Origin of the sequence: Pseudomonas sp. MWU16-30317 (assembly GCF_020515695.1) — a bacterium.
Classification (GTDB): Bacteria; Pseudomonadota; Gammaproteobacteria; order Pseudomonadales; family Pseudomonadaceae; genus Aquipseudomonas.
The window spans coordinates 116014-142098 of record NZ_JAIWJA010000005.1; the positions used below are offsets into that span (position 1 = coordinate 116014).

The window sequence follows — 26085 nt, forward strand, 5'->3', positions numbered from 1 at the left end:
GACTCGGCATTCCGACTTGGTTCGAGAGGTGGTGCGAGGCGGGAGATGCAAGGGGCGGGCCGTTTGTCGCGGCGCGTGCATGAAAAAGCCCGGCGCGATGGCCGGGCTTCTAGAGACTACTGGGTCAGCGCATTCTTTACAGAATGGTGATTGGGTAGTCGACGATCAGACGGAAGTTGTTGCCGTCGCCGTCGACCTGACCGCCGCTGGCGTTATGCCAAGCCAGGCGAGTACGGAACGACAGGTTTTTAGCAGGGCCTTCCTGGACCACGTACTTGGCTTCTACGTTAGTCTCGTTGTGGGTAGCACCACTGCTGTTGAAGCCGCTGGTGCCGTCGGAGTTGTAGACACTGCCGAGGGTGGCTGCATGGATATTATCGCCGTAGACATAACGGGCCATGAAGGACAGGCCAGGAACGCCGTAGGTGGCCATTGCCAGGTCATATTGCAGTTTGAACGAGCGTTCGCCAGGGCTGTTAAAGTCGGAAACCTGAATGGAGTTGGCCAGGAAGATTGAGTCGCCGCCGCCGCCGCCTTTGTTATCACCTACGCCGATATAGTCAAAAGGCGTGCTGCCGTTGACCTTTTGGAAGCCCAGGGTGACGGTATGGGCGGTCAAGAACGAATACGCTGCCGCCAGGGAGAACGTATTGTTGTTGATGTCGCCGGCCTTGGCCTGGCCCGAATCCTGAGTGTTGTAGTAGTTGAAGTCGAAGGTCATCGACTGGTCGCCAGTGATTGGCAGAACGTAGTTCACGTTGCCGTAGTACTGGTTCCAGATGTCATGGAACTGCGACATGTAGGCGCCAACGGTCAGTTGATCGTTGACGGCGTAACGACCACCGCCGAAGTTGACTGCGTCGGTTTGTACGCCAGCGTAGGTGGCATAGAGGCCGCCGTCACGGTTGGTCGAAGCCGAAGAGGTCGACGAGGTATAGTGACCCAGTTCAACGTCCAGACCTTTGAGTTCACTGCTCTGCAAGCTCACACCGCTCGCGGTTTGCGGCATGATGCGCGAGCCACCGACAGCGAATACCGGGCTGGTGCTTGGCGACATGTCGCCGATTTTCAGTTCGGTTTTGGAGATGCGGAACTTCACTGCGCCGCCGGCTTTGCCGCCAGTGTCGTGATCGCCGTCAGCATCGGCAGAAATGTTGCCCGTGCCGCCGCCTTTGGAATTGATCGCGTAAGCGCCATAGGCGAAGGCGTCAAAGCCGACACCGATGGTGCCAGTGGTGTAGCCCGAGCTGAAGTTACCCAGTGCCGCAGTGGTCCAATCTTTGTTGTCGCGGTTGTGGTAACCCTTGTTGTCCTGGTTCCAATAGATGCTGCGCAGCAGAACGGTCGCGGTGCTATCTTCGATAAAGCCCTTCGCAGTGGCCTGGTCGGACACGAACGGTGCGGCGAAGACCAGTTGGGTGCTTGCGGCGGTAACTGCGAGAGCGATTGCGCTCCACTTCATGACTTTCATCGATGATTGCTCCTTTGGTTTTAGTCAGGGAACTGCCGTCTTTATATAGGTAACGACTAGTTCTTTTTTTCGTGTCGGAAGGCGACTCGCCATTCCGGCCCAATTCAATAATCTTTATGAAGCAGGATGTGTTGGACTTTTTATCTTAATGTCGCAATTACAATCCTCAATGTCGCAAAAGACGCTTTTCGTGTCGCCCATTACAATAAAAGCGGCGCCTTCAGCCTGTCCGTTTGCCTGGAACCTTCAAACGGTCCTTAAACCCTTTGATGTTCTCGTCTAATAAGTCTTAGCAACAAGCGTGCACAAACGTACCAGCCGCCAACAAAATTTTCACTTTTTTTAATTTTCCGCTCGGAACCCCCGTAAAATGGGGCTGTCAACGGCTTTCGAATTTTCCACAACCGTGCATTTCATCTCAGCATACCTTTAGCAAGCTTACGGTTTTGTTACCGGGCGGCCGCTGAAAATAGTCGCGGATTGTCAACATGGCGCACTGCCATCGCTCAGGTTGTTCTTTAATGGTGCGAAAAGTAGCACTGGGCGGGCTGATGTTACTCGAGGTCTGGCTTTTCGCAACTAGTATGGTTATTCCATTTTATGCTTGAGCTAGAGCGGTGCGTGCCTCTTGAAAATTCACTTCTAATGCTATCGCTGGCCGTTATAAGCGTTTTCGGGTCAGCAGTTTTCCAATCGTGTTCGGTAACGGTGCGAAAATTGGTAACTGCGGGCGATAACGGGGCATTGCCGGGCGGCGAGACAGAAGTGGTTCATGTGCGGGTGCACGTGGGGCCAAAATGGAGCATCGGCAAGAACGGTGATCCCCGAGCCAATCGAGCGTATCCTGCGCGCAGCGGCTCGATTTCGATCATCGGGCCAGGCAATTCCTGCTGCCTTGGAGATCCTGCAGTGTTTTCTCTCGATGCCCGTCTGCAACAAGACACCCTCTTGCTGGGTGATTTTCCGCTGTGCCGTTTGTTGCTCAGCAACGATGCCAACTACCCGTGGTTCATTCTCGTGCCGCGCCAGGCTGATATCAGCGAAGTGTTCGAGTTGAGTGCCGAACAGCAACAACAGCTGTGGCAGGAGACCTCCACGCTGGCGGCGGCGCTGCACCAGAGTTACTCCGCCGACAAGATGAATATTGGCGCGTTGGGCAATGTCGTCGCGCAATTGCACATGCATGTGATTGTGCGCTTCAAGACCGATACCGCCTGGCCGAGTCCAGTATGGGGCAAAGTAGCGGCCGTGCCTTACAGTGCGGCTCAGGTAGAGGAGATCAGGTCCCGAGTGCAGGCTTTGCAACTGGCCGGCTTGACCCTGGCAGGTGATGCCTCATGAGCCTGGAAAGCCGGGTAAACGATCTGGAAAGCCGCCTGGCGTTTCAGGATGACACCATCCAGTCACTCAGCGATGAGCTGATCAAGCAGCAGCGTGACATTGAGCGGCTACAGGCGCGGATGGCGGCCTTGATCAAGCGTCAGGAAGAATCGGCCGGGCAGTTCGAGCCAGGCCAGCAGGAAGCGCCTCCGCCGCACTACTGATTCGCTGACGACAGGCGAAAAAAAACCGCGAACCCGTACAGGCTCCGCGGTTTTTTTACAGCTGCGGATCAGCGGCGAGGCGAGGCCGCGATCACGTCTTCGGCTTGCAGGCCCTTGTCGCGGTTCATCACCGAGAACTCCACGCGCTGGCCTTCGACCAGTACGCGGTGACCTTCACCGCGGATAGCGCGAAAGTGCACGAAGATGTCATCACCCGAGTCCCGGGAGATGAACCCGAAGCCCTTGGAGGTGTTGAACCACTTCACCGTGCCGGTATCGCGGTTGGTCATGTCGTAGTTGACTGCCGGGGCAGGCGTGCGAGCACGGTAGAAGCTTGCGCCCAGATGCAGGGCAACAGCTGCCACGGCGCACAACAAGCTGAGCAGGATAGCCGGCTGACCCGCCAGCATCGGCAACGGTGCAAGCAGGGTGATGGTCTGCAGGACCACGGCGAGGATCAGCAGCGCGCTGGCAACGATTTGCAGTTGCTGGCGGGTGCCTCTGTGCCATTGCGGCACAACGGGGGCGATCAGAAGATTGAGCAGGCCGAAAAAGGCCAGGTAGATAGCATCAGGTTGGGAAAGGTAGGGAAGCGCTTCGGCGCGCAGGCTGGGAATGAAGGACAGCAGCAAAGCGGCGGCCCCGGTCAGTAGGTGAACGATTTTCAACATGTCGATTGACTCACTCAGGCGGATCACGAGGAAGAGCTGATGTCGCACCCAACGCCCATGAATAGAAGAAGCGACAGCAAGGGGAGAGATCAGCCAAGGCACCCGAGCGCTGAAAACAAGAGCCCTGAAAACGAGGGCCCGGAAGCGACTCAGGTGCACCGACCTATTTAACAGCAAAGGTGAGGTCTTCTCAAATCAAGCGGTTACGTAATCCGGCTATTTGTCGGATAGGTGGTTTCAATATATGTGCGAGGCATCCTCGGACCCTGGCTTGAAGGGGCGAGGACGGGACAAAAGGATGCGCAAATCAGCCCCGGGGATGCGCGCCAGCGCGGCTGTTGCTAGAGTGGCGCGCACACCAGATCAGGTGAAAGCCATTCATTGAAAGGGGATTTTCATGGCCATTGATATCGGTATCAGCGAACAAGACCGCAAATCCATCGTTGACGGTTTGTCGCGGCTGTTGTCTGACACCTACGTGCTGTACCTCAAGACCCACAATTTTCACTGGAACGTGACCGGGCCGATGTTCCGCACCCTGCACCTGATGTTCGAGGAGCAGTACACAGAGCTGGCGCTGGCGGTCGACTCCATCGCCGAGCGCATCCGCGCCTTGGGTTTCCCTGCCCCTGGCACTTATTCGACTTACGCGCGGCTGTCGTCGATCAAGGAAGACGAAGGCGTGCCGAGCGCCGAGGAAATGATCCGCAAACTGGTCGAAGGCCAGGAAGCGGTGACGCGAACCGCTCGCAGCCTGTTCCCGTTGCTCGACAAGGTCAGCGATGAGCCGACCGCCGACCTGCTGACCCAGCGCATGCAAGTGCACGAAAAGGCCGGCTGGATGCTGCGTTCGCTGCTCGAAGGCTGATCTCGAAGCCTGCGCTTCCCGCTGTGCCAGCGCGCTCTGCCCGCGAAAGCGAACTGTCGGTCGCTGATGTAGAGACTGATACATGGGTTCGCTGGCAGAGCTCGCTCCCACAGGGGTGGGGCTGCAAATTCCTACGTCCATAGCGACTCTTCCTACATCCTTAGATGCCTTCGCCGATAGCGAGCGCTGTGCCTGATCGGGCTTGATGAAGCCCGGGAGCAGGCGCTGCGCATCGCGGCGCCTGTCGGGAGAAAGCTCAAGGAAGTGCTTTTATGGACAAGGAATCAACTTCAGCGAGAAAGCGTGGTATCGCCTGCGGGCGACCGGCAGTCGATCCTTTCGTCGACAGTTTCAATATGACCCTGGCGCAACCGCAATCCAAATCCGTGCGGCTCAACGGCTTTGCGACCTGCCTGCGCCTCGAGTCGGTGTACTGGAACGTGCTGGCCACCATTGCGCGGGCCAATGCGTGCTCCATCAATGCGTTGCTCTCTTATATCGACCGCGAAGTGCATCTGCGCTACGGCGGGGTGAAGAACTTCAGCGGCCTGGTGCGAGTGGTCTGCGTGGTGCATCTGCAGAACGGCTTTCGGGAAGGTTCGCTGGAGGCGGCGATCGCCCGGGCATGATGGAATCGATGGCGGTTGCGGTGCATGGCTGCACCCGCCATCATTATCCGGATATAATCCCGCGCTTTGCCGCGCGGCGCCCGCACTGCGCTCCGCGCCGTGCCCTATGCGCGCCGCGGTTTTTGCTTGAGAGACGTCCCAATGCCCATGTATGACTATCAATGCGCTTCCTGTGGTCACCAGATGGAAGTCATTCAGAAAATCAGCGCCGCGCCGCTGACCGATTGCCCGGCCTGCGCCGCGCCCGAGCTCAAGAAGATGCTGTCCATGCCCGGTTTCCGCCTCAGCGGTTCCGGCTGGTACGAGACAGACTTCAAGACCGGCGCGAAAAAGAACCTGGCCGGCGGCGACAAGGCCGAATAGCCCGCTCCCGGGCCCGGATCACCTGCAGCCGTCGGGCTGCACGGGTTGCCTGGGCCCGCCGGGTCTTGCACTATTGCGTCTACATCTGCCTGCGCCTTGCTAAGCTCTGGCTGAAATTCGAATTACTGGAAGTGAAACCACCATCATGATGCGCAGCCATTATTGCGGCCAACTGAACGAGAGCCTGGAAGGTCAGGAAATTACCCTATGCGGCTGGGTCCACCGTCGTCGCGACCATGGCGGGGTCATCTTCCTCGATATTCGTGACCGTGAAGGCCTGGCTCAGGTGGTCTTCGACCCCGATCGTGCCGACACTTTCGCCGTCGCCGACCGTGTGCGCAGCGAATACGTGGTCAAGGTGACCGGCAAGGTGCGCCTGCGTCCGCAAGGCGCGGTCAACCCGAACATGGCTTCGGGCGCCATCGAAGTGCTGGGTTACTCCCTCGAAGTGCTGAACGAGTCGGAAACCCCGCCGTTCCCGCTCAATGAATATTCCGACGTCGGCGAAGAAACTCGCCTGCGTTATCGCTTCCTGGACCTGCGTCGCCCGGAAATGGCCGAAAAGCTGCGTCTGCGCTCGCGCATGACCACCAGCATCCGCCGCTTCCTCGATGAAAATGGCTTCCTCGACGTCGAGACGCCGATCCTCACCCGCGCCACGCCTGAGGGCGCCCGTGACTATCTGGTCCCGAGCCGCACCCACCCCGGCAGCTTCTTTGCCCTGCCGCAATCGCCTCAGCTGTTCAAGCAACTGCTGATGGTCGCTGGCTTCGACCGCTACTACCAGATCGCCAAGTGCTTCCGCGACGAAGACCTGCGCGCCGACCGTCAGCCGGAATTCACCCAGATCGACATCGAGACCAGCTTCCTCGATGAAAAAGAGATCATGGGCCTGACCGAAAAAATGATCCGCAACCTGTTCAAGGAAGTGCTGGATCTGGAATTCGGCGAATTCCCGCACATGACTTTCGAAGAAGCCATGCGTCGCTACGGTTCGGACAAGCCCGACCTGCGCAACCCGCTGGAACTGGTCGACGTCAACGACCAGCTCACCGAGGTGGAATTCAAGGTCTTCAGCGGCCCGGCCAACGACCCGAAATGCCGTGTGGCCGCCTTGCGCGTCCCGGGCGGGGCGAGCATGCCGCGCAAGCAGATCGACGACTACACCAAGTTCGTCGGCATCTACGGCGCCCGTGGCCTGGCGTACATCAAGGTCAACGAGCGCGCCAAGGGCGTCGATGGCTTGCAGTCGCCGATCGTCAAGAACATCCCTGAAGCCAACCTCAACGTGATCCTCGATCGCGTCGGTGCGGTCGATGGCGACATCGTCTTCTTCGGCGCCGACAAGGCCAAGATCGTCAGCGAGGCCCTCGGCGCGCTGCGGATCAAGCTGGGTCACGACCTCAAGCTGCTGACCTGCGAGTGGGCACCGATGTGGGTCGTCGACTTCCCGATGTTCGAAGAGAACGAAGACGGCAGCTTCAGCGCCTTGCACCACCCGTTCACCGCACCCAAGTGCAGCCCGGCCGAGCTCGAAGCCAACCCGGCAGGCGCGCTGTCCCGTGCCTACGACATGGTGCTCAACGGCACCGAGCTCGGCGGTGGTTCGATCCGTATTCACCGCAAGGAAATGCAACAGGCGGTGTTCCGTCTGCTCGGTATCTCGCCGGAAGAACAGGAAGAGAAGTTCGGCTTCCTGCTCGACGCGCTCAAGTACGGTGCGCCGCCCCATGGTGGCCTGGCCTTCGGCCTTGACCGTCTGGTGATGCTGATGACCGGTGCGCAGTCGATTCGCGAAGTCATCGCCTTCCCGAAAACCCAGAGCGCTGCCGACGTCATGACCCAGGCCCCTGGTCTGGTGGACGCCAAGCAACTGCGCGAGCTGCATATCCGTCTGCGCGAGCAGACCAAGGCAGAATAAGGACGGCGATCGTCCCACCCGGTAGCGAGGGGGCTTGCCCCCGATAGCAGTACATCAGCCACCCCAAGGCGACTGATATGCCGCCATCGGGGCCAAGCCCCCTCGCTACATCTACCGTCGTGTGGTGCCCGGCACCGCGAATGTCACAAGCAGAATTCGGAGTTTGCGTTATGGCAGGTCATTCCAAGTGGGCGAACATCAAGCACCGCAAAGAGCGTCAGGATGCCAAGAGAGGCAAGATCTTCACCAAGTGGATCCGTGAGCTGACGGTTGCCGCGCGTGCTGGCGGTGGCGATCCGGGCTCCAACCCGCGCTTGCGGCTGGCACTCGACAAGGCTCTGGGCGCCAACATGAGTCGCGACATCATCGACCGTGCGGTTGCTCGGGGCACGGGTGCGGCGGGCAGCGATGACGTCGAAGAGCTCAGTTACGAAGGCTACGGCCCAGGCGGCGTAGCGGTGATGGTCGAGTGCATGACCGACAACCGCAACCGCACTGCGGCGGCCGTGCGTCATGCCTTCAGCAAATGCGGCGGCAACCTGGGCACCGACGGTTCGGTGGCCTACCTGTTCGATCGCAAGGGGCAGCTGTCCTTCGCCGCCGGTGTCGATGAAGATGCGCTGATGGAAGCGGCCATGGAGGCCGATGCCGATGACGTGGTCAGCAACCCCGACGGGTCCGTCGATGTGTTCACCTCGTTCGCCAGCTTCTATGCCGTGGGCCACGCGCTGGAAGCCGCAGGTTTCAAAGCGAGCGACGCGGAAATCGTCATGCTGCCGACCACCAGCGCCGAGCTGGATGTCGAGGGCGCGGAAAAGATCATCAAGCTGATCGATATGCTTGAAGACCTGGATGACGTGCAGAACGTCTATTCCAATGCCGATATCAGCGAAGCGGTCATGGAACAGCTGGGCTGAGGCCTTTGGGCAGGTATTGAAAGCCGCCAGCGAGTATCATGCGAGCCGTCAAGGTTCGGCGCCGATCAAGCGCCGCACCGCGGCGGCTTTTGTCTTCTCAAGGGTCTAACCGACCGTTCCATCATGCTGCGAGCTTTATGACATTAATTCTTGGCATCGACCCCGGTTCGCGCATCACCGGCTATGGGGTCGTGCGCGACATCGGCCGTGGCTGCGAATACATCGCCTCGGGCTGTATCCGTACCGGCAGTGGCGAGCTGCATCAACGCTTGCAGATCGTCTACCGCAGCGTGCGCGAGGTGATCCAGCTGCATGGCCCGGTGACCATGGGCATCGAAAAGGTCTTCATGGCGCGCAATGCCGATTCCGCGCTCAAGCTCGGTCAGGCCCGCGGTGCGGCGATTGTCGCGGCGGCCGAAGAAGGGCTGGAGATCGCCGAGTATTCGGCCACCCAGGTCAAGCAGGCGATCACCGGCAGTGGCGGGGCGAACAAAGAAGCCGTGCAGATGATGGTCATGCACTTGCTCAAACTCACGCAAAAACCGCAGATCGATGCCTCCGACGCCCTGGCGATCGCCTTGTGCCACGCGCATACCCGCTCCAGCCTGATCCCTCACGGCTTGAGCGGCGCACGCAGCCGCGGCGGACGTCTACGGCTCTGATAGCATCATCGATTAACAAATTTTCAATTGCAGGCGCTCGTATCCCTGCAATGATGATCGCCTTGTGGCAGCCGGCTCTAGCCGTTGCGCTTGGTATTTGAAAGCATCCTCCAACAGGATTGAACAAACGTGATTGGACGCTTGCGCGGCACCCTCGCTGAAAAACAGCCGCCGCACCTGATTATCGATGTCAACGGTCTCGGCTATGAGCTCGAAGTGCCCATGACTACGCTTTACCGTCTGCCGCCCGTCGGCCAGCCGGTGACCCTGCATACCCATCTGGTGGTGCGCGAGGATGCTCAGTTACTCTACGGTTTTTTCGAGCGCCGCGAACGCGAACTGTTTCGCGAGTTGATCCGCCTGAACGGCGTCGGGCCCAAGCTGGCATTGGCCTTGATGTCCGGCCTGGATGTCGATGAGCTGGTACGCTGCGTCCAGGCGCAGGATACCTCGGCGCTGGTGAAAATCCCCGGCGTCGGCAAAAAGACCGCCGAGCGCTTGCTGGTGGAACTCAAGGACCGCTTCAAGGCCTGGGAAACCGTGCCGAGCATGTTCCAGCTGGTGTCCGATGGGCCCCAAGGCAGCAGTGTGCCGGTGGCTACGGCTGAGCACGACGCGGTCAGCGCGCTGATCTCGCTGGGTTACAAGCCGCAGGAAGCGAGCAAGGCCGTGTCGGCCATCAAAGAGAAGGGCCTGAGCAGTGAAGATCTGATCAGGCGTGCGCTGAAGGGAATGATCTAAGTGATTGAAGCCGACCGACTGATCACCGCCGCTCCCAGCGGCCGTGATCGCGAAGAGCAGCAGGACCGCGCGATTCGTCCGCTGAGCCTGGCCGACTATATCGGCCAGCCGACCGTGCGCGAGCAGATGGAGCTGTTCATCCAGGCAGCCCGCGGGCGCAACGAATCCCTCGACCATACCCTGATCTTCGGTCCGCCCGGATTGGGCAAGACTACCCTGGCCAACATCATCGCCCAGGAAATGGGCGTCTCGATCAAGAGCACCTCAGGGCCCGTGCTGGAACGTCCAGGCGACCTGGCGGCGATGTTGACCAATCTCGAGCCCCACGATGTGCTGTTCATCGATGAAATCCATCGTCTGTCGCCGATTGTCGAAGAAGTACTGTACCCGGCCATGGAGGACTTCCAGCTCGACATCATGATTGGCGAAGGCCCCGCAGCGCGCTCCATCAAGCTCGATCTGCCACCTTTCACCCTGGTCGGTGCCACCACTCGCGCCGGCATGCTCACCAATCCGCTGCGCGATCGATTCGGGATCGTTCAGCGCCTGGAGTTCTACAGCACGGCCGATCTGGCGACCATCGTCATTCGCTCGGCGAAGATTCTGGGCTTGCCCATCGAGGACGAAGGCGCCTTCGAGATCGCCCGGCGTGCGCGCGGCACGCCGCGGATCGCCAACCGCCTGCTGCGGCGCGTGCGCGATTTCGCCGAGGTGCGTGCGCAGGGCCATATCACCAAGCCGATCGCCGATCTGGCGCTGAACCTGCTGGACGTCGACGAGCGCGGTTTCGATCACCAGGACCGGCGCCTGCTGTTGACCATGATCGAGAAATTCGACGGTGGTCCGGTGGGTGTCGACAGCTTGGCGGCAGCGATCAGCGAGGAGCGCCACACCATCGAAGACGTGCTGGAGCCATATCTCATTCAGCAGGGCTATATCATGCGCACACCGCGAGGTCGGGTGGTGACTCGCCATGCCTATCTGCACTTTGGCCTGAATATTCCTGGCCGCTTGGGCGACCTGAATGCGAGCGCCGTCGGCGATCCACTCGATGAGGCATGAAACCTTGAATCCGACAGATTTATTCGGCTTTTCGGTGGTCCGAAGGGCAGGCGCTTGAAATGTCCCTGCATCAATCGCTAATTCTATGAAAAACAGTTGCCTGGCCGGATTGGCAACCTGAGGAGTAAGCACTAGAGTATGCGCGCGCAAAACGGGGTTCCGTCGTTCGCACACCGCTGTCGCGTTTATTACGAGGACACGGATGCGGGCGGCATCGTTTACTACGTCAATTACCTCAAGTTCATGGAGCGGGCTCGCACCGAACGGCTGCGGGAACTGGGCTTTTCCCAGCACTCGATGGCTGGCGACAACCTGTTGTTCGTGGTGCATTCCTGCGAGGCGCGCTATCACTCGCCAGCGCGCCTGGACGACGAACTGACCATCAGCGCCGAAGTAATCGAATTGAACCGTGTCAGCCTGCGATTCCATCAGCAGGTCAGGCGGGCAACGGATGCGACACTGCTCTGTGAAGGGCAGGTAATGGTGGCCTGCGTGCGCGCCGACAATTTCAGACCCCGGGCCATTCCAGAAGCCTTGCGGGCGGCCTTGGCCGACGCAGGCGGCCCGGGTAATCACATTACAGCAGGAGATTAAGCGTGGAAGCTACCGCCGTCGACCATACCTCCATGTGGAGTTTGGTCAGCAATGCCAGCATCGTGGTGCAGTTGGTCATGTTGATTCTCGTGGGGGCCTCGGTCACTTCATGGATCATGATCTTTCAGCGCAGCAACATGCTGCGCGCGGGCAAGCGTGCCCTGGATCTGTTCGAGGAGCGTTTTTGGTCGGGTATCGATCTGTCCAAGCTGTACCGCCAGGCGGGCAGCAATCCGGATCCTGATTCGGGCGTCGAGCAGGTGTTTCGCGCCGGCTTCAAGGAGTTCTCGCGCCTGCGTCAGCAAGCTGGTGTCGATCCTGATGCGGTCATGGAAGGCGTTGGCCGGGCCATGCGCGTGGCCATCTCGCGCGAAGAAGAAAAGCTCGAAACGAGCCTGCCTTTCCTCGCCACCGTCGGTTCGGTCAGCCCGTATATCGGTCTGTTCGGTACCGTATGGGGCATCATGAACTCTTTCCGGGGCCTGGCTGCCGTACAGCAAGCCACTCTGGCCACCGTTGCCCCGGGGATTTCCGAAGCGCTGGTGGCCACCGCCATCGGTCTGTTCGCCGCCATCCCGGCGGTGATCGCCTACAACCGCTTCGCCGCGCGCAGCGAAACCCTCATCAATCGCTACTACACCTTCGCCGAAGAATTCCAGGCCATCCTGCACCGTAAAGTGCACACCAGCGAAGAGTGAGCAGGTAAATCCCAATGATTCGAGGTCGCCGCCCCAAACGCAAGCCGGTCGCCGAGATGAACGTGGTGCCTTACATCGACGTGATGTTGGTACTGCTGGTCATCTTCATGGTCACCGCACCGATGCTCAACCAGGGCGTGAAAGTCGACCTGCCCAAGGTTTCCAGCGAAGCCTTGCCGCAGGACAACAACACTCAGGTCCTGACCATTTCCATCAAGGCTGACAAGACCTACTACTGGAACCTTGGCAGTGAAGTCGACACCGACAAAGTGCAGGACAAGGCCATGACCTTGCCGCAGATGACCCAGGCGGTCACTGCGATCATCGCGCAAGGCAATCAGAACGGTAAGCGCACCCAGGTGTTCATCCGTGGTGACAAGTCCGTCGACTATGGCTCCGTCATGGGCGCCATGGGCGGGTTGCAGAAGGCCGGTGTCGGTAACGTTGGCCTGATTACCGAGGCGCCGTAATGGAGCAGCGAGAGCCCACTGCCTCGGAAAACTATTTCTGGCCCAGTGTCTGGGCCATAGGTCTTCACGTCCTGATTTTCGGGATGCTGTTCGTCAGCTTCGCCATGACCCCTGACCTGCCACCGTCGAAACCGATCGTGCAGGCGACCCTCTATCAACTCAAGTCCAAAAGCCAGGCTGTCACCCAGACCAATCAGAAGATTGCCGGGGAGGCGAAGAAGTCGGCCGCGCGCCAGACTGAAACCGAGCAGATGGAACAGAAAAAGGTCGAGCAGGAAGAGATAAAGGCAGCGGAACAAAAGAAAGCCGACGCTGCTCAAAAAGCCGAAGCCGCCAAGGAAGCTGACGAAGCCAAAAAAGCTGACGCTGCTGCCAAGGCCGATGAAGCGAAAAAAGCCGACGACGCGAAGAAGGCAGCCGACGCCAAGGCCGCCGACGCCAAGAAAGCCGAGCAGGCCGACATCGCCAAGAAAAAGGCCGAAGAAGAGGCCAAGAAAGAGGCGGCGGAAGAGGCCAAGAAAGAGGCTGCCGAGGACGCGAAGAAGCAGGCTGCCGACGCCGCCAAGAAGAAAGCGGCGGACGACGCCAAGGCTGCTGCTGACGACGCGAAGAAAAAGGCTGCCGATGCCGCCAAGGCGAAAGCTGCCGCCGACGCTCAGAAGAAGAAGGCTCAGGATGCGGCGCGCAAGGCTGCGGAGGACAAGAAGGCGCAAGCGCTGGCCGACCTGCTTTCCGATACCCCGCAGCGCCAGCAGGCTTTGGCCGACGAGAAAGGCGATCAGACCGCCGGTGACTTCGACGACCTGATCCGCTCGCGAGCGGCAGAAGGTTGGGCGCGGCCGCCATCGGCGCGCAAGGGTATGAGTGTGGTACTGCAGATCAAAATGCTGCCGGACGGCACGATTACCAGTGTCAGCGTGCTGAAAAGCAGCGGTGACGGTCCGTTTGATGCTTCAACAGTGGCTGCGGTGAAAAACATCGGTCGCTTAACTGAAATGCAGGGCATGTCTGCCGCTGATTTCAATGCTTATCGTTCATTCAAGATGACATTCACACCTGAGGATCTAGCCTTGTGATTAACCTTCTTCGAGGACTGCTTGTCGTTCTCTGTTGTGCGGCCGGTATGGCGTCAGCCGATGAAAAGAACATCCTGGTCACCAGCGGCAGTGACCGTGCAACGCCGATCGCGGTCGTACCCTTCGGTTGGCAGGGCGGCTCCGTGCTGCCAGAGGACATGGCCGAGATCATCGGCAATGACCTGCGCAACTCGGGTTACTACTCGCCGATTCCAAAGCAGAACATGATCAGCCAGCCGACCCAGGCCAGCGAAGTCGTGTTTCGTGACTGGAAAGCGCTGAGCGCCCAATACGTGATGGTCGGCAGCATCGTGCCAGCGGGCGGTCGCCTGCAGGTGTCCTACGCCTTGTTCAACGTCGCCACCGAGCAGCCTGTGCTGACCGGCAGCGTGTCGGGCAGCACCGATCAATTGCGCGACATGTCGCACTACATCGCCGACCAATCGTTTGAAAAACTCACCGGCATCAAAGGTGCGTTCTCCACGCGCATCCTTTATGTGACGGCCGAGCGTTTCTCCGAGAACAACACCCGCTATACCCTGCAGCGCTCCGACTATGACGGTGCTCGTGCAGTCACCCTGCTGCAATCGCGCGAGCCGATCCTGTCGCCGCGTTATGCACCGGACAGCAAGCGTATTGCCTATGTGTCGTTCGAGCAGCGTCGCCCACGCATCTTCCTCCAGCATATCGATACCGGTCGCCGCGAACAGTTGACCAACTTCGATGGCCTCAACGGTGCCCCGGCGTTCTCGCCCGATGGCAACCGCCTGGCGCTGGTGCTGTCCAAGGACGGCAATCCGGAGATCTACGTGATGGACCTCAACACCCGTGCGCTGACTCGTGTCACCAACAGCCCGGGCATCGACACCGAACCGTTCTGGGGTAAAGATGGCAACACCATCTATTTCACCTCCGACCGTGGCGGCAAGCCGCAGATCTACAAACAGTCGGTCGGTGGTGGTAATGCCGAGCGAGTGACTTTCATCGGTAACTACAACGCCAACCCTAAACTTTCGGCGGATGAAAAGACTCTGGTCATGATCCACCGTCAGGATGGCTTCACCAATTTCAAGGTGGCAGCACAAGATATGGCTCGTGGGAGCGTAAAAGTGCTCACAGATTCAAGTCTTGATGAGTCGCCTACTGTTGCGCCCAACGGCACCATGGTAATCTACGCCACCCGCCAGCAGGGCCGGGGAGTCTTGATGCTCGTGTCCCTTAACGGACGCGTAAGGCTCCCGCTTCCTACCGCTCAAGGCGAAGTCAGAGAACCGTCCTGGTCCCCTTACCTGAACTGACGCGGCGATGTAACAAAAAAGCTGTACTTAACACACTGGGGTTCATTAGGAGTTTCACGATGGAAATGCTGAAGTTTGGTAAGTTCGCTGCGCTGGCCCTGGCCATGGCAGTAGCTGTAGGTTGCTCGTCCAAAGGTGGTGACAACGCTGGCCAAAGCGCCGCTGTTGATCCTAACGCTGGTTACGGTGCAAACACCGGCGCCGTTGACGGCAGCCTGAGCGAAGAAGCTGCTCTGCGCGCGATCACCACTTTCTACTTCGAATACGACAGCTCGGATCTGAAACCAGAAGCCCTGCGCGCTCTGGACGTTCACGCTAAAGACCTGAAAGCTAGCGGCGCCAAAGTCGTTCTGGAAGGTAACACCGACGAACGTGGTACTCGCGAGTACAACCTGGCACTGGGCGAGCGTCGCGCCAAAGCTGTTCAGCGTTACCTGGTACTGCAAGGCGTTTCGCCAGCTCAGCTGGAAGTCGTTTCGTACGGCGAAGAGCGTCCAGTTGCTACCGGCAACGACGAGCAGTCCTGGGCTCAAAACCGTCGCGTCGAACTGCGTAAGTAATTCGATATGCGAACGTGCCGCCGTGCTGTAACGATCCTGGCGCTGTCCTTGCCTCTTATGGCGGGTGCAGCAGTTCCTGTAGTCGATGGGAATGGCGCCTCCAATGGGGGCAGCAATTACCCGCCGACGGGTTATGGTACGAGCGGCGCCTCCGCCGGGGGAGGGGCTAGCGCCCCTGTCTCGGCGCAGGGTGAGCTGTTCATGCAATTGCAGCAAATGCAGGAAGACATTGCCCGCTTGCGCGGTCAGGTCGAAGTCCAGCAAAACGATATTCAGCAGCTGAAACAAGAAGGGCTGCAGCGTTATCAGGACCTCGACAGTCGTATACAGGCTGGCGCCAACAATGCTCAACAGCAGGCTCCCGCACAGAATTCTCCAGCCGGTGGCGATATCAACGCCGCAGGCACTCCGGCCGCTCCCGCCGATCAAGGCGCGGCGAGCAGTGAGCCAGGCGATCCGGCGAAGGAAAAGCTCTATTACGATGCTGCCTTCGATCTGATCAAGGCCAAGGACTTCGACAAGGCCAGCCAGGCCTTCTCCGCGTTCTTGCGCAAATACCCTAACAGCCAGTATGCCGGTAACGCTCAGTACTGGTTGGGTGAGGTCAACCTCGCCAAGGGCGATCTGCAGGGTGCTGGCCAGGCCTTTGCCAAGGTCAGTCAGCTCTATCCCAAGCATGCCAAGGTGCCGGATTCGCTGTACAAGCTCGCTGACGTAGAGCGTCGGCTGGGCCACACCGATCGGGTCAAGCCGATTCTGCAGCAGGTAGTGACCCAATATCCGGGCACTTCTGCCGCGCAACTGGCGCAGCGCGACCTGCAACATATGTAAGCGCTGTCGGGCTGCGGCCTGACCCATTGAATAAACCCGCGCTAGCCGCGGGTTTTTTCGTTAGAATTTGCACCCTTTTATTAGTACACGCCTTTTGGGATCACGCGCTCGCGGGTTCTTCAAGGTGCCTAACGGAGGCGGACAGCCTGTTCAGCTGTTACGCCCGTGGCGGATATGCAAGACACACTACGAATTACCGAAGTCTTTTACTCGTTGCAGGGTGAAACACGAACCGCTGGCCTGCCCACCGTTTTCGTGCGTCTGACCGGCTGCCCATTGCGCTGCCAGTATTGCGACAGCTCCTACGCCTTCAGCGGCGGCACGGTACGCAGCCTTGAGTCCATCCTCGAGCAGGTTGCCAGTTACCGCCCGCGCTACGTGTGCGTCACCGGTGGCGAGCCGCTGGCCCAGCCCAGCGCTATCCCTTTGCTCAAGCAACTGTGTGATGCGGGTTACGAGGTGTCATTGGAAACCAGCGGGGCCCTGGATATCTCCAAGGTCGATCCGCGGGTCAGCCGCGTGCTGGACCTCAAGACGCCGGGCTCGAAAGAGTCTCATCGCAATTTGTATGACAATATCGGTTTACTGACTCGCAACGATCAGGTCAAGTTCGTCCTCTGCTCGCGTGAAGATTACGACTGGTCGGTCTCCAAGATGATCCAGTACGGGTTGGCTGATCGGGCGGGTGAAGTGCTGTTGTCGCCCAGCCACCACGAGCTGCGACCTACCGATCTGGCCGACTGGATCGTGGCCGACAACCTGCCCGTCAGGTTGCAGATGCAATTGCACAAATATCTTTGGAATGACGAGCCGGGGCGCTGATATGACCACTCCACCTGCTGTAAAAAAAGCCGTGATCCTGCTGTCCGGTGGCCTTGACTCCGCTACGGTGGTCGCCATGGCCCAGGCCGAAGGTTATGAGTGCTACACCATGAGCTTCGACTACGGTCAGCGCCATCGTGCCGAACTGTACGCGGCAGCCCGGGTGGCCAGGGAACGGGGTGTGGCCGCGCACAAGGTCATCGGCCTGGACCTCGATGGCATGGGCGGCTCGGCACTCACCGACAGCAGCATCGATGTTCCTGAAACCCTTGGCGAAGGCATCCCGGTGACCTATGTGCCGGCGCGCAACACCGTGTTTCTGTCGCTGGCGCTGGGCTGGGCCGAAGTGCTCGGGGCTCGGGATATTTTCATCGGCGTCAATGCCGTTGACTATTCCGGCTATCCGGATTGTCGCCCGGAGTTCGTCGAGGCGTTCGAGCGCCTGGCCAACCTGGCGACCAAGGCCGGTGTAGAGGGGCAGGGCTTCACTATCCAGGCGCCATTGCAGAACATGAGCAAGGCTGACATCGTCAAGGCTGGCATCGCCCTTGGCGTCGATTACAGCCAGACCGTTTCCTGCTATCAGGCCAACGATCAAGGCCAGGCCTGCGGAAAGTGCGACAGTTGCCGCCTGCGTGCCGAAGGTTTCGCCAACGCCGGTGTCGTCGATCCGACCCCTTATTTTTGATTTATTTTCGGTAAGGGGTTGAATTAGCTGTAAAAAGAAGTATTATGCGCCCCACGAAACGGGTCGTTAGCTCAGTTGGTAGAGCAGTTGGCTTTTAACCAATTGGTCGTAGGTTCGAATCCCACACGACCCACCATTTCGAATCAAGAGAAAAGCCGGAAAGCACTCAGTGTTCTCCGGCTTTTTTTTGCGCGCGATTTTCCTTTCGTCAGCGCCAGCTTGCCATGGTGGTTATAACCCTTTTAAGAATTGTCTGAAAAAACCATGGTTGGTTTACAATTGCGTGGGAAAATTTTGACAATTTGTAAATCGGAGCTTCGCGTGAAGTTTATTATTCCACCGCAATGGCAGGCGTTCCTGCAGTTCAACGGCTTGAACGACTACGAAAAAATCTGGGATTTGAGCGGTGATTGGGTCGAACCGCCGAATTACCGCCGTGGCGGTTGGAGTGGTGTGTGCCGCATGAATTTCGCGACGCCGGAAGGCACGTCGACCAACGTCTATCTCAAACGACAGGAAAATCACGGCCACCGGACGCTGATGCACCCGATCCGGGGCGAAGGCACCTTCGTGCGCGAGTTCAGGAACATCCGCCATTTGCGCAAGCACCAGGTGCCCACGCTCAATCCGGTATGCTTCGCTCAGTGCTTTCGTGACGGCAACCTGCAGGCGCTGCTCATGACCGAGTCGCTGGAAGGCTATCGCTCGATGGAAGATATCCTGTACGAAGGCGAGGCGCTGGCGATGCCCGTTCCACAGCGTCGACGCCTCTTGGCGGCAGTTGCCCGCAGTGTTCGCAAGATGCACGCTGCCGGCATTCAGCACCGTTGCTTGTACCCCAAGCATCTGATGGTCAAGACGCAGGGCGCCGATTTCGAGGTAGCGCTCATTGACCTGGAGAAGTCTCGTCGGGTGTTCGTACCCTTCCTGCCGGGCCTGCGTGATCTGGGTACGCTCAATCGCCACAGTGGGGCCCTGAGTCGTAGCGACCGGATGTTCTTCCTGCGCGAGTACTTGCAGGGCTCGCCGATGCGACCTTACCTGCGCTGGTTGGCGGGCAAGATCGATCGCCATTCCCTGCGCAAGGAAGTCACCGGCCAGAAGGTCAAAGGCGGCAAGCTGGCGACGCCATAACGGCCGCCGCTCGTCAGAGCGGTTTGGCGCGAGCACTGCGCGCTTGGATAACCGGCCAGCAAATGCTGGCCGTTGACGAATTTCTGTGATGCTTGTGACAATCTTTTCACAATCTATCTGAAAGTTAAAAATTGTAATAAAATGTGCATCGTCAAGCCACGAAAGGCGCCTACGATGGACCACCGGATGCAGACCCTCGATCTACCCCGCTATAAGACGCTACGCGAAGGTGCCGAGGTTCTTGAAGCCGATCGTTCGGGTGACAAAGTGTTGCGTCTGGGCGATGGCACGGTGTTAAAGCTGTTTCGCCGCAAACGTCTGCTGACCTCCGCTGCGCTGTATCCCTATGCCGTGCGCTTTGCCGACAACTGCGCGTTGCTGGCTGAACGCGACATCCCTTGCCCGCACGTGTTGTCGGTCTACCGGATCAAGCAGCTCGCCAGCCATGCGGCGCACTACGACCCGCTGCCGGGTATCACCCTGCGCGAAGCGCTGACCAAGTCCGAGAATCGCGAGGCGTTGCGTGCACAACTGGGGCACTTCCTGGCGACCCTGCACGACAAGGGCATTTACTTCCGTTCCGCGCACCTGGGCAACATCATCCTCACCCCTGACAACCAGCTCGGCCTGATCGACTGCGCCGATCTGCGCGCCTACAAGCGGCCATTGCGGCGTAACCTGCGGGTGCGCAACTTCAAGCACGTCTTGCGCCTGGAGAAGGATCGCGAGTTGTTGCTTGAAGGCGGCGGCCGGGGCTTTCTGGATGCTTATCTGCAGGATCAGCAGGCAAGCACCGCCGTGAAACTCGCCTCGGCCATCGCCATCCCGGCCTGCATCTAGCGACCTTGCTTCAACCGGTCGATGACCACCGCCAGCAACAAGATCGAACCGCGGATTACATACTGATAGAAAGTATCGATGTTCTTCAGGTTCATGGCGTTCTCGATGATCGCCAGAATCAGCACCCCGGCAATCACGTGGCGGATCATGCCGATACCGCCGCTCAGCGAGACGCCCCCCAGCACGCACGCGGAGATGACCGTCAGCTCGAAGCCCTGGCCGATCATCGGCTGGCCTGAGGTCATCCGCGACGCGAGGATCACCCCGGCCAGCGCGCCAATCAGCCCGTGCACCGCGAAGATGATGATCTTGGTGCGATCGACATTGACCCCGGCCAGCAGCGCTGCTTCCTGATTGCCGCCGATGGCCATGGTATTGCGGCCGTAGGTGGTGCAGTTCAGCAGCCAACCAAAAAACATGAAGCACACCAGGGTGATGACGATCGGCACCGGCACGCCGAACAACTGACCGTTGCCGAACACGAAGAATTTATCGACCGAGATGCCCACCGCCTTGCCGTCGGCAAAGATATACGCCAGGCCGCGGACGATCTGCATGGTCGCCAGCGTGGTGATCAGCGCGTTGACCCGCAGTTTGGCGATCACGATGCCATTGATCAGGCCGACGATCAGACCCATCAGCAGCGCTGCGCCAACCCCGAGGAAGACGCTGTTGGTGCTGCGCATGACCACCGCCGCGACCACCCCGGCGCAGGCGATCACCGAGCCCACCGAAAGGTCGAAATGCCCGGACGCCAGGCAGTAGAGCATGGTGCAGGCGGCGATGCCGGTGGTCGAGATGGCCAGCCCCAGCCCGCGCATGTTCAGCGGCGAGAGGAAGTTGTCGATCAGCAGTGTGCAAAGCACGAAGATGCCGATGGCCGCGAGCAGCATCACCCAATCATCGAGGAAGCGCCGCAGGTTGAGGCTCTTGTGGGGTTTGGGCAGCGCAGAGTGTTGCGTAGTCATAGACACCTCTCAGGGGGTTCAGTGGCGCTGGCGGGGCAAGGCCATGTGCAGGAGACTGGTTTCGTTGGCATCCGCGCGAGCCACCTCGCCGCGTACCTCGCCTTCGCAGAGCACCAGCACGCGGTCGGAGATGCCCATGACTTCCATCAGGTCGCTGGACACCACGATCACGGCAATACCGCTGGCCGCCAGGTTGTGGATGATCTGGTAGATCTCGGCCTTGGCGCCGATGTCGATGCCACGGGTGGGCTCGTCCAGCAGCAGGACTTTCATCGGCATCGATAACCAGCGACCGAGGATGGCTTTTTGCTGATTGCCACCGGACAGGAACATCATCTTTTGCCCGGCCGAAGGCGTCTTCACCTTCAATGCACGAATGTGTTTGTCCGCATTCGAACGCTCCCACTCACCGCGCAGCAGCCAACCCAAGGAGGCATGGGCGGGGCGGGCACTGATATTGATGTTTTCGGCGACGCTGGCCAGCGGCAGGATGCCTTCCTTCTTGCGGTCCTCGGGGCAGAGCAGAATGCCCGCGCCGATCGCATCCCGAGGTGAGCGCAACGTCAGCGCCTTGCCTGCCAACTCGACGCTGCCGGCGGTCTTGCGCGTCAGGCCACTGAGCAGGCGCAGCAGCTCGGTACGGCCGGCGCCCACCAGGCCGAACAGGCCGAGTACCTCGCCCTGGTGCACCTGCAGATCCACCGGCGCCGACAGGCCCGGGCCCAGCAGCCCGGCGACCTTGAGCATCACCTCGCCCGTGACCCGGGGCCGGTAATCATAGATGTCCTGGATATCGCGGCCGACCATGCAGGTGACCAGTTGATCGTGGCTGAGCTCGCTCATCTGCTCGAAGGTGCGCACATAACGGCCATCCTTGAACACCGTGACGGCGTTGCAGATACGGAACACCTCTTCCATGCGGTGCGACACGTAGAGCACCACTTTGCCCTCGTCACGCAAGCGGGTGATGATTGCCATCAAGCGGTCGATTTCCCGCGCCGACAGGCTGCTGGTCGGTTCGTCGAAAGCAATCACATGCGCGCCGCGGGACAGCGCCTTGGCGATTTCGATCAGCTGCCGTTGCCCCAGCGACAGACGCCCGACCTTGTCCTGCGGGTCGATCTCGTCGGCCAGGCCCTTGAGCAAGGCCAGCGCCCGATGGCGTAGCTCGGTGCCATTGACCAGGCCGAAACGCGCGGGCAGATGGCCGAGAAAGAGGTTCTCGGCCACGGTCATTTCTGGCACCAGATGCAGCTCCTGGTGAATCACCGCCACGCCATTGGCAATGCTCTCGGCGGTGGACTTGAAGTTCACCTGCCGGTCGCCGATCTGCAAGTGGCCACTGCTGGGCGCATAGGCACCGCCGAGGATTTTCAGCAGGGTCGATTTGCCCGCACCGTTCTCGCCCATCAGCGCGTGCACGGTGCCGGGGTGGGCGGTAAAGCTGATATCGGCCAGGGCCTGCACACCCGGGAAGGCCTTGCCAATGCCCTTGAAGCTCAGGCTGGCCATCGGCTCAGGCTGGGAGGGCGTACTGAGTTGTGCTTGCATGGACACCTCTGCGCATCAATTCCACAGGCCGATTTTTTCCAGCTCCTGCTGGAAGTTCTTGCGGGTGATCAGCGTGACCTCATCCATGGCGGTGTACTTGGGCGGTTCCTTGCCGGTGCTGATCCAGTCGAACATCATGCTTGCGGTGTTATAGCCCTCGATGTGCGGGCTGGGCAGCATCGAGCCGAAGAAGCCACTGTCGGGTTTTTTCAGCTCGCCGATGGCGTCGGTGCCGTTGATGCCGATGCCGATAACGTTGGCCGCCGCGAAGCCGGCGCTTTCAGTGGCTCGCACGCCGCCGAGCACGGTGTTGTCGTTCATGCCGCCGATGATCAGGTTCTTCGCCGCGCTGGGCAGCTTGACCAGCGCGGAGCTGGTGGCGTCCATGCTGCCGGGCACATCAAGGGTCTTGAGCGCCGCATAGATGATGTGATCCTTGGGCAAGCCGGCATCTTGCAGCGATTTGACCGAGCCGTCGGTGCGCTTCTTGCCGGTGTCGAGCTCGTTGTAGGTGTTGACCACCGCGTAGGTGTCTTTCCAGTCCCAGCCGCGCTGTTTGGCTTCGGTGACCATGGCGCTGCCTTGCTTCTGGCCAACCTCGAAGGCAGCCATGCCCAGGTATGGGACGTCCTCCATGAACTTACCGTTGGCGTCGACGAAGCGGTCATCGACGGCGATCACCTTGAGATCGTTCATCTTGGCCTTGGCCACGATGGCCGGGCCCAGGGAGACATCCGGCGGGCAGATGACGAAGCCCTTGGCGCCGTTGGCGGCGAGGCTATCGATGGCCGAGAGGGTTTTTTCGCCGTCTGGCACGGCGATCTTGATCAGGGTGAAGCCTTTGTCCTTGGCGGCTTTTTCGGCGAAGGCCCATTCGGTCTGGAACCAGGGCTCTTCAGCCTGTTTGACCAGAAAACCGATCTTGATCGGGTCGGCGGCACTGGCCAGCGAGAACAGACTGCCACCCAGGCTGAGGGCGGTGACAGCGAGGGCGGTACGGCAAAAGCTACGACGATTCATGGGCAACTCCTTATTTTTATTGGGGCACAGCCGTATCGGATTTGGTGTGGGTGCAGGGCTCAGTCGTGGTAAAGCACCGAGCGGCCACCGTCGATGGTGATGCACGAAGCGTTGATGAAGGGGGCTTCGTCGCTGGCCAGGAACACCGCGGTCATGGCCACTTCGAGCGGTTGGCCGATGCGCCGCGGTGGATGCAGGTCCAGCGCGCGCTGGCGTTCGGCGTGCGGGTCGGGGAAGCCGTTCCAATAGTCGACGTTGAGCTGGGTTTCGATGTACCCCGGCGCGATGGCGTTGACGCGCACGCCCTTTGGTGCGTACTCGATGCCCAAGGCGCGGGTCAGGCCCAGCAAGCCGTGCTTGGCCACCGGATAGGGAAAACAGCCAGGGATGATGTGGCTGGAATGGGTCGAGGCAATGTTGATGATGCTGCCGACGCCTTGCTCGATCATCTGCGGCAGCACCGCTTTGCAGCCATACCAGGCGCCGTCGAGGTCGATGGCGAAGCAGCGGCGCCAGTCTTCTTCGGTCATCAGCAGCGGGTCGCGGAACACATTGACGCCGGCGCAGTTGATCAGCACGTCGATACGCCCATGCAGCTCCAGCGCACGGCGGGCCATGGCCTGCAGATCCTGGGCCTGGGAGACATCGGCGCGCAACGCCTGGACGTCGGCACCGCGTTCGCGGAAACGCGCAGCGACGGCTTCGACTTTTTCTGCCTGGATATCGCTGATCACCAGTTTGGCCTGCTGGGCGGCGAAGCAGGCGACGATCGCTTCGCCGATGCCCTGAGCGGCGCCAGTCAACAGCACCACCTTGTTTTTCAGGCGCTCACCACGGGGTGGCTCTGGGACGGCGGGCAGGGAAAGAGGTTCAGCCATGGATCCGGACTCCTGTTAGACAAAGACACGACGAACGCCGGCCGCTTGTAGAGGGCCGGTGCGAGCGAGGGAGGGGGTTCATGCAGGCGCAGTCGCGCTGATCGTGACGACCAGAGAGTAGGACCGCGCGGAGAAAGACGTGGGAATAGAATTGCATTGCATCACCGATATTATTTTTTTTGTGTGCGTTGAGCTGCTGGCAATCAATATAGCCCAGTTGCGAAAAATCCCAAACTATGATTTTACATCCCTAAATATGGGATTTACTCACCGGTGTAGTTTTTAATCTGCAAATTCATCGCAATAGTCCATCATGCGGTCACCGCAGGAATCGATCACCCCTATAGAGGACTTATGGCGGACTCCCTTGCAAGCTCTTCCTCGACCAAGCTGACCACCCAGGAATTTCGCGGGATGCTGGCGATCCTGATGTCCATTGCGCTGGCGACCTTGGACACTGCCATCGCCAACACTGCGTTGCCGGCGATCGCCGCCGACCTGAATGCGTCGCCAGCGGCGTCGGTGTGGATCATCAATGCCTATCAACTGGCGGCCGTGGCAACCATCCTGCCGTTTGCCGCGCTGGGCTCGATCATCGGTCAGCGCAAGGTCTATCTGGCCGGGTTGATGCTGTTCGTCGTGTCATCGTTGATGTGCACCTTCGCCTGGTCGCTGCCGACCCTCACCGGCGCCCGGGTGCTGCAGGGCCTGGGTGCCAGTGCGATCATGAGCGTCAATGCCGGGCTGATCGGTTCGATCTTCCCTCGTGAGCGTCTGGGCCGTGGGCTGGGCTTGAACGCGCTGGTGGTCGGCACGTCATTCGCCGCCGGGCCGACCATCGCCTCGCTGATCCTGTCGGTGGCCAACTGGCCTTGGTTGTTCGCGATCAACCTGCCGATTGGCGTGTTCGCTTTGGTGTTTGCCTGGAATGCCCTGCCGCTCGGCCAGACCAAGGCGCAGAAATTCGACTATTTGACGGCAAGCCTCAATGTGATCGCCTTCGGGGCCTTGATATTCTCTTTGGGCCAGGCCGCGCAGATGGGCTCGCGTTTCAGCGTGTTGCTGGCCTTCGCAATATTCCTGGCCGCCGGGACCCTGATGATCTATCGCGAGAGGGCGCATCCGGCGCCGATGTTTCCCCTGGATCTGCTCAAGCGGCCGATGTTCGCGTTGTCGACGCTCACGGCATTCTGCTCATTCGCTACCCAGGGGCTGGCGTTCGTGTCGCTGCCGTTTTTCTTCGAGACGACTCTGGGCCGCAATCCAGTCGAGACGGGCTTTCTGATGACGCCCTGGTCAGTGGTGGTTGCGCTTTTCGCACCGATCGCCGGCCGTTTGTCCGATCGTTATCCGCCCGGTCTGCTCGGCGGCATCGGGCTGGCGATCCTCAGCGCGGGCATGGTATCGCTGGCGCTGTTGCCGACGGATCCGAGTGCTGGCGATATCATTGCGCGGATGATCATTTGCGGAGCGGGATTCGGCTTTTTCCAGGCGCCCAATCAGAAGGCGCTGATGACCAGCGCACCCCGCGAGCGGGCCAGCGGCGCCAGTGGTACCGTGGCCACTGCCCGCTTGATCGGCCAGGCGACGGGCGCGGCGCTGGTGGCCCTGAGCTTCGGCATCGCCGGTAGCGGTGGGCCATTGCTGGCCTTGAGCATCGGTGCCGGATTCGCCGCCGTGGGCGCGATCTCCAGTGGCTTGCGCCTGGTGACCTCGGCGGACTAGCCTGGCCTGCCGTAGAGCCGCCAAGGTGGCTCGTCTGGCAAAAAGATCTTTAGCATTGGCGTAAACCTATGTAGCCTTCGCCA

Annotated in this window: 28 protein-coding genes and 1 tRNA gene; 23 read left to right on the forward strand and 6 right to left on the reverse strand. The window is 60.0% G+C overall.

Features of this window, described 5'->3' with window-relative positions; genetic code table 11:
* Positions 1-136: 136 nt before the first annotated feature.
* Entirely contained in the window at positions 137-1471 is a 1335-nt protein-coding gene (locus LIX93_RS15790) for an OprD family porin (protein ID WP_226504998.1), read from the reverse strand.
* Positions 1472-2380: 909 nt separating this feature from the next.
* On the opposite strand from LIX93_RS15790, the gene LIX93_RS15795 reads away from it, so the two are divergent.
* Positions 2381-2812 (forward strand): HIT domain-containing protein, encoded by a 432-nt coding sequence (locus LIX93_RS15795; RefSeq protein WP_226504999.1) that lies wholly within the window; start codon positions 2381-2383, stop codon positions 2810-2812.
* On the forward strand, positions 2809-3015 hold the full coding sequence (locus LIX93_RS15800; RefSeq protein WP_226505000.1) for a SlyX family protein: 207 nt from the start codon (positions 2809-2811) through the stop codon (positions 3013-3015). Before LIX93_RS15795 ends, LIX93_RS15800 begins: the two co-directional genes overlap by 4 nt.
* A gap of 68 nt (positions 3016-3083) precedes the next feature.
* On the opposite strand, the gene LIX93_RS29665 is transcribed toward LIX93_RS15800, so the two are convergent.
* The gene (locus tag LIX93_RS29665; RefSeq protein ID WP_275948752.1) at positions 3084-3686 is read right to left on the reverse strand and encodes a cold-shock protein; all 603 of its coding nucleotides are present in this window, start codon (positions 3684-3686) and stop codon (positions 3084-3086) included.
* A gap of 397 nt (positions 3687-4083) precedes the next feature.
* On the opposite strand from LIX93_RS29665, the gene LIX93_RS15810 reads away from it, so the two are divergent.
* The 20 genes from LIX93_RS15810 to LIX93_RS15905 all read left to right on the forward strand — a co-directional run bounded on the left by LIX93_RS15810 (position 4084) and on the right by LIX93_RS15905 (position 19860).
* Positions 4084-4554, forward strand: coding sequence for a Dps family protein (locus tag LIX93_RS15810; RefSeq protein WP_226505001.1), 471 nt, complete (start codon positions 4084-4086; stop codon positions 4552-4554).
* A 272-nt stretch (positions 4555-4826) separates the two neighbouring features.
* Positions 4827-5183 carry a ribbon-helix-helix domain-containing protein gene (locus tag LIX93_RS15815; RefSeq protein WP_226505002.1) on the forward strand — a complete coding sequence of 119 codons (357 nt, stop codon included), beginning with the start codon at positions 4827-4829 and terminating at the stop codon, positions 5181-5183.
* Between the two features lie 141 nt (positions 5184-5324).
* Positions 5325-5546 (forward strand): zinc ribbon domain-containing protein, encoded by a 222-nt coding sequence (locus tag LIX93_RS15820; protein ID WP_226505003.1) that lies wholly within the window; start codon positions 5325-5327, stop codon positions 5544-5546.
* A 145-nt stretch (positions 5547-5691) separates the two neighbouring features.
* A complete protein-coding gene (aspS, locus tag LIX93_RS15825) occupies positions 5692-7467 on the forward strand; it encodes an aspartate--tRNA ligase (protein WP_226505004.1) in 1776 nt (591 codons plus the stop codon).
* A gap of 170 nt (positions 7468-7637) precedes the next feature.
* Entirely contained in the window at positions 7638-8384 is a 747-nt protein-coding gene (locus LIX93_RS15830) for a YebC/PmpR family DNA-binding transcriptional regulator (RefSeq protein ID WP_226505005.1), read from the forward strand.
* Positions 8385-8521: 137 nt separating this feature from the next.
* Positions 8522-9046 carry a crossover junction endodeoxyribonuclease RuvC gene (gene ruvC / locus LIX93_RS15835; protein ID WP_226505006.1) on the forward strand — a complete coding sequence of 175 codons (525 nt, stop codon included), beginning with the start codon at positions 8522-8524 and terminating at the stop codon, positions 9044-9046.
* A 129-nt stretch (positions 9047-9175) separates the two neighbouring features.
* Positions 9176-9787 (forward strand): Holliday junction branch migration protein RuvA, encoded by a 612-nt coding sequence (ruvA, locus tag LIX93_RS15840; RefSeq protein WP_226505007.1) that lies wholly within the window; start codon positions 9176-9178, stop codon positions 9785-9787.
* Positions 9788-10849 (forward strand): Holliday junction branch migration DNA helicase RuvB, encoded by a 1062-nt coding sequence (gene ruvB / locus LIX93_RS15845; RefSeq protein ID WP_226505008.1) that lies wholly within the window; start codon positions 9788-9790, stop codon positions 10847-10849.
* Positions 10850-10987: 138 nt separating this feature from the next.
* Positions 10988-11443: a tol-pal system-associated acyl-CoA thioesterase gene (gene ybgC / locus LIX93_RS15850; protein WP_311971365.1), complete on the forward strand. Its 456-nt coding sequence runs from the start codon at positions 10988-10990 to the stop codon at positions 11441-11443.
* Between the two features lie 2 nt (positions 11444-11445).
* Complete coding sequence (gene tolQ / locus LIX93_RS15855; RefSeq protein WP_226505009.1) at positions 11446-12141, forward strand: protein TolQ; 696 nt, start codon at positions 11446-11448, stop codon at positions 12139-12141.
* A gap of 14 nt (positions 12142-12155) precedes the next feature.
* Complete coding sequence (gene tolR, locus LIX93_RS15860; protein ID WP_226505010.1) at positions 12156-12611, forward strand: protein TolR; 456 nt, start codon at positions 12156-12158, stop codon at positions 12609-12611.
* Positions 12611-13687 carry a cell envelope integrity protein TolA gene (gene tolA, locus LIX93_RS15865; RefSeq protein WP_226505011.1) on the forward strand — a complete coding sequence of 359 codons (1077 nt, stop codon included), beginning with the start codon at positions 12611-12613 and terminating at the stop codon, positions 13685-13687. Before tolR ends, tolA begins: the two co-directional genes overlap by 1 nt.
* 47 nt (positions 13688-13734) lie before the next feature.
* On the forward strand, positions 13735-14985 hold the full coding sequence (tolB, locus tag LIX93_RS15870) for a Tol-Pal system beta propeller repeat protein TolB (protein ID WP_226505012.1): 1251 nt from the start codon (positions 13735-13737) through the stop codon (positions 14983-14985).
* A gap of 59 nt (positions 14986-15044) precedes the next feature.
* The gene (pal, locus tag LIX93_RS15875) at positions 15045-15545 is read left to right on the forward strand and encodes a peptidoglycan-associated lipoprotein Pal (protein ID WP_226505013.1); all 501 of its coding nucleotides are present in this window, start codon (positions 15045-15047) and stop codon (positions 15543-15545) included.
* A gap of 6 nt (positions 15546-15551) precedes the next feature.
* Positions 15552-16376: a tol-pal system protein YbgF gene (ybgF, locus tag LIX93_RS15880; protein ID WP_226505014.1), complete on the forward strand. Its 825-nt coding sequence runs from the start codon at positions 15552-15554 to the stop codon at positions 16374-16376.
* 174 nt (positions 16377-16550) lie between these two features.
* On the forward strand, positions 16551-17198 hold the full coding sequence (gene queE, locus LIX93_RS15885) for a 7-carboxy-7-deazaguanine synthase QueE (RefSeq protein ID WP_226505015.1): 648 nt from the start codon (positions 16551-16553) through the stop codon (positions 17196-17198).
* Between the two features lies 1 nt (position 17199).
* On the forward strand, positions 17200-17886 hold the full coding sequence (gene queC / locus LIX93_RS15890) for a 7-cyano-7-deazaguanine synthase QueC (RefSeq protein WP_226505016.1): 687 nt from the start codon (positions 17200-17202) through the stop codon (positions 17884-17886).
* Positions 17887-17946: 60 nt separating this feature from the next.
* Positions 17947-18022, forward strand: a tRNA-Lys gene (locus LIX93_RS15895).
* Between the two features lie 185 nt (positions 18023-18207).
* Entirely contained in the window at positions 18208-19020 is an 813-nt protein-coding gene (locus tag LIX93_RS15900) for a lipopolysaccharide kinase InaA family protein (RefSeq protein ID WP_226505017.1), read from the forward strand.
* A 186-nt stretch (positions 19021-19206) separates the two neighbouring features.
* Entirely contained in the window at positions 19207-19860 is a 654-nt protein-coding gene (locus LIX93_RS15905; RefSeq protein WP_226505322.1) for a phosphotransferase, read from the forward strand.
* Here LIX93_RS15905 and araH read toward each other — a convergent pair.
* The 4 genes from araH to LIX93_RS15925 are packed head-to-tail and all read right to left on the reverse strand — an operon-like array spanning position 19857 to position 24277.
* Positions 19857-20828 (reverse strand): L-arabinose ABC transporter permease AraH, encoded by a 972-nt coding sequence (gene araH / locus LIX93_RS15910; RefSeq protein WP_226505018.1) that lies wholly within the window; start codon positions 20826-20828, stop codon positions 19857-19859. The genes LIX93_RS15905 and araH overlap by 4 nt on opposite strands.
* A gap of 18 nt (positions 20829-20846) precedes the next feature.
* Positions 20847-22379, reverse strand: a complete 1533-nt coding sequence (gene araG / locus LIX93_RS15915) for an L-arabinose ABC transporter ATP-binding protein AraG (protein WP_275948753.1) — start codon at positions 22377-22379, stop codon at positions 20847-20849.
* 15 nt (positions 22380-22394) lie between these two features.
* Positions 22395-23399, reverse strand: a complete 1005-nt coding sequence (locus tag LIX93_RS15920; protein WP_226505019.1) for a substrate-binding domain-containing protein — start codon at positions 23397-23399, stop codon at positions 22395-22397.
* 59 nt (positions 23400-23458) lie between these two features.
* Entirely contained in the window at positions 23459-24277 is an 819-nt protein-coding gene (locus tag LIX93_RS15925; protein ID WP_226505020.1) for an SDR family oxidoreductase, read from the reverse strand.
* A gap of 414 nt (positions 24278-24691) precedes the next feature.
* On the opposite strand from LIX93_RS15925, the gene LIX93_RS15930 reads away from it, so the two are divergent.
* Positions 24692-26002, forward strand: coding sequence for an MFS transporter (locus LIX93_RS15930; protein ID WP_226505324.1), 1311 nt, complete (start codon positions 24692-24694; stop codon positions 26000-26002).
* Positions 26003-26085 lie beyond the last annotated feature (83 nt).

What these genes read in the sequence shown, in the direction of transcription:
- queC (WP_226505016.1), top strand. Translation starts at nt 17,200, where the DNA reads ATGACCACTCCACCTGCTGTAAAAAAAGCCGTGATCCTGCTGTCCGGT.
- LIX93_RS15830 (WP_226505005.1), top strand. Translation starts at nt 7,638, where the DNA reads ATGGCAGGTCATTCCAAGTGGGCGAACATCAAGCACCGCAAAGAGCGT.
- LIX93_RS15925 (WP_226505020.1), bottom strand. Translation starts at nt 24,277, where the DNA reads ATGGCTGAACCTCTTTCCCTGCCCGCCGTCCCAGAGCCACCCCGTGGT.
- LIX93_RS15920 (WP_226505019.1), bottom strand. Translation starts at nt 23,399, where the DNA reads ATGAATCGTCGTAGCTTTTGCCGTACCGCCCTCGCTGTCACCGCCCTC.
- ybgC (WP_311971365.1), top strand. Translation starts at nt 10,988, where the DNA reads ATGCGCGCGCAAAACGGGGTTCCGTCGTTCGCACACCGCTGTCGCGTT.
- araG (WP_275948753.1), bottom strand. Translation starts at nt 22,379, where the DNA reads ATGCAAGCACAACTCAGTACGCCCTCCCAGCCTGAGCCGATGGCCAGC.
- pal (WP_226505013.1), top strand. Translation starts at nt 15,045, where the DNA reads ATGGAAATGCTGAAGTTTGGTAAGTTCGCTGCGCTGGCCCTGGCCATG.
- tolB (WP_226505012.1), top strand. Translation starts at nt 13,735, where the DNA reads ATGGCGTCAGCCGATGAAAAGAACATCCTGGTCACCAGCGGCAGTGAC.
- LIX93_RS15815 (WP_226505002.1), top strand. Translation starts at nt 4,827, where the DNA reads ATGGACAAGGAATCAACTTCAGCGAGAAAGCGTGGTATCGCCTGCGGG.
- LIX93_RS15810 (WP_226505001.1), top strand. Translation starts at nt 4,084, where the DNA reads ATGGCCATTGATATCGGTATCAGCGAACAAGACCGCAAATCCATCGTT.
- LIX93_RS15820 (WP_226505003.1), top strand. Translation starts at nt 5,325, where the DNA reads ATGCCCATGTATGACTATCAATGCGCTTCCTGTGGTCACCAGATGGAA.
- tolA (WP_226505011.1), top strand. Translation starts at nt 12,611, where the DNA reads ATGGAGCAGCGAGAGCCCACTGCCTCGGAAAACTATTTCTGGCCCAGT.
- tolR (WP_226505010.1), top strand. Translation starts at nt 12,156, where the DNA reads ATGATTCGAGGTCGCCGCCCCAAACGCAAGCCGGTCGCCGAGATGAAC.
- araH (WP_226505018.1), bottom strand. Translation starts at nt 20,828, where the DNA reads ATGACTACGCAACACTCTGCGCTGCCCAAACCCCACAAGAGCCTCAAC.
- queE (WP_226505015.1), top strand. Translation starts at nt 16,551, where the DNA reads ATGCAAGACACACTACGAATTACCGAAGTCTTTTACTCGTTGCAGGGT.
- LIX93_RS15790 (WP_226504998.1), bottom strand. Translation starts at nt 1,471, where the DNA reads ATGAAAGTCATGAAGTGGAGCGCAATCGCTCTCGCAGTTACCGCCGCA.
- LIX93_RS15905 (WP_226505322.1), top strand. Translation starts at nt 19,207, where the DNA reads ATGCAGACCCTCGATCTACCCCGCTATAAGACGCTACGCGAAGGTGCC.
- ruvC (WP_226505006.1), top strand. Translation starts at nt 8,522, where the DNA reads ATGACATTAATTCTTGGCATCGACCCCGGTTCGCGCATCACCGGCTAT.
- LIX93_RS15800 (WP_226505000.1), top strand. Translation starts at nt 2,809, where the DNA reads ATGAGCCTGGAAAGCCGGGTAAACGATCTGGAAAGCCGCCTGGCGTTT.
- LIX93_RS29665 (WP_275948752.1), bottom strand. Translation starts at nt 3,686, where the DNA reads ATGTTGAAAATCGTTCACCTACTGACCGGGGCCGCCGCTTTGCTGCTG.
- ybgF (WP_226505014.1), top strand. Translation starts at nt 15,552, where the DNA reads ATGCGAACGTGCCGCCGTGCTGTAACGATCCTGGCGCTGTCCTTGCCT.
- LIX93_RS15930 (WP_226505324.1), top strand. Translation starts at nt 24,692, where the DNA reads ATGCTGGCGATCCTGATGTCCATTGCGCTGGCGACCTTGGACACTGCC.
- aspS (WP_226505004.1), top strand. Translation starts at nt 5,692, where the DNA reads ATGATGCGCAGCCATTATTGCGGCCAACTGAACGAGAGCCTGGAAGGT.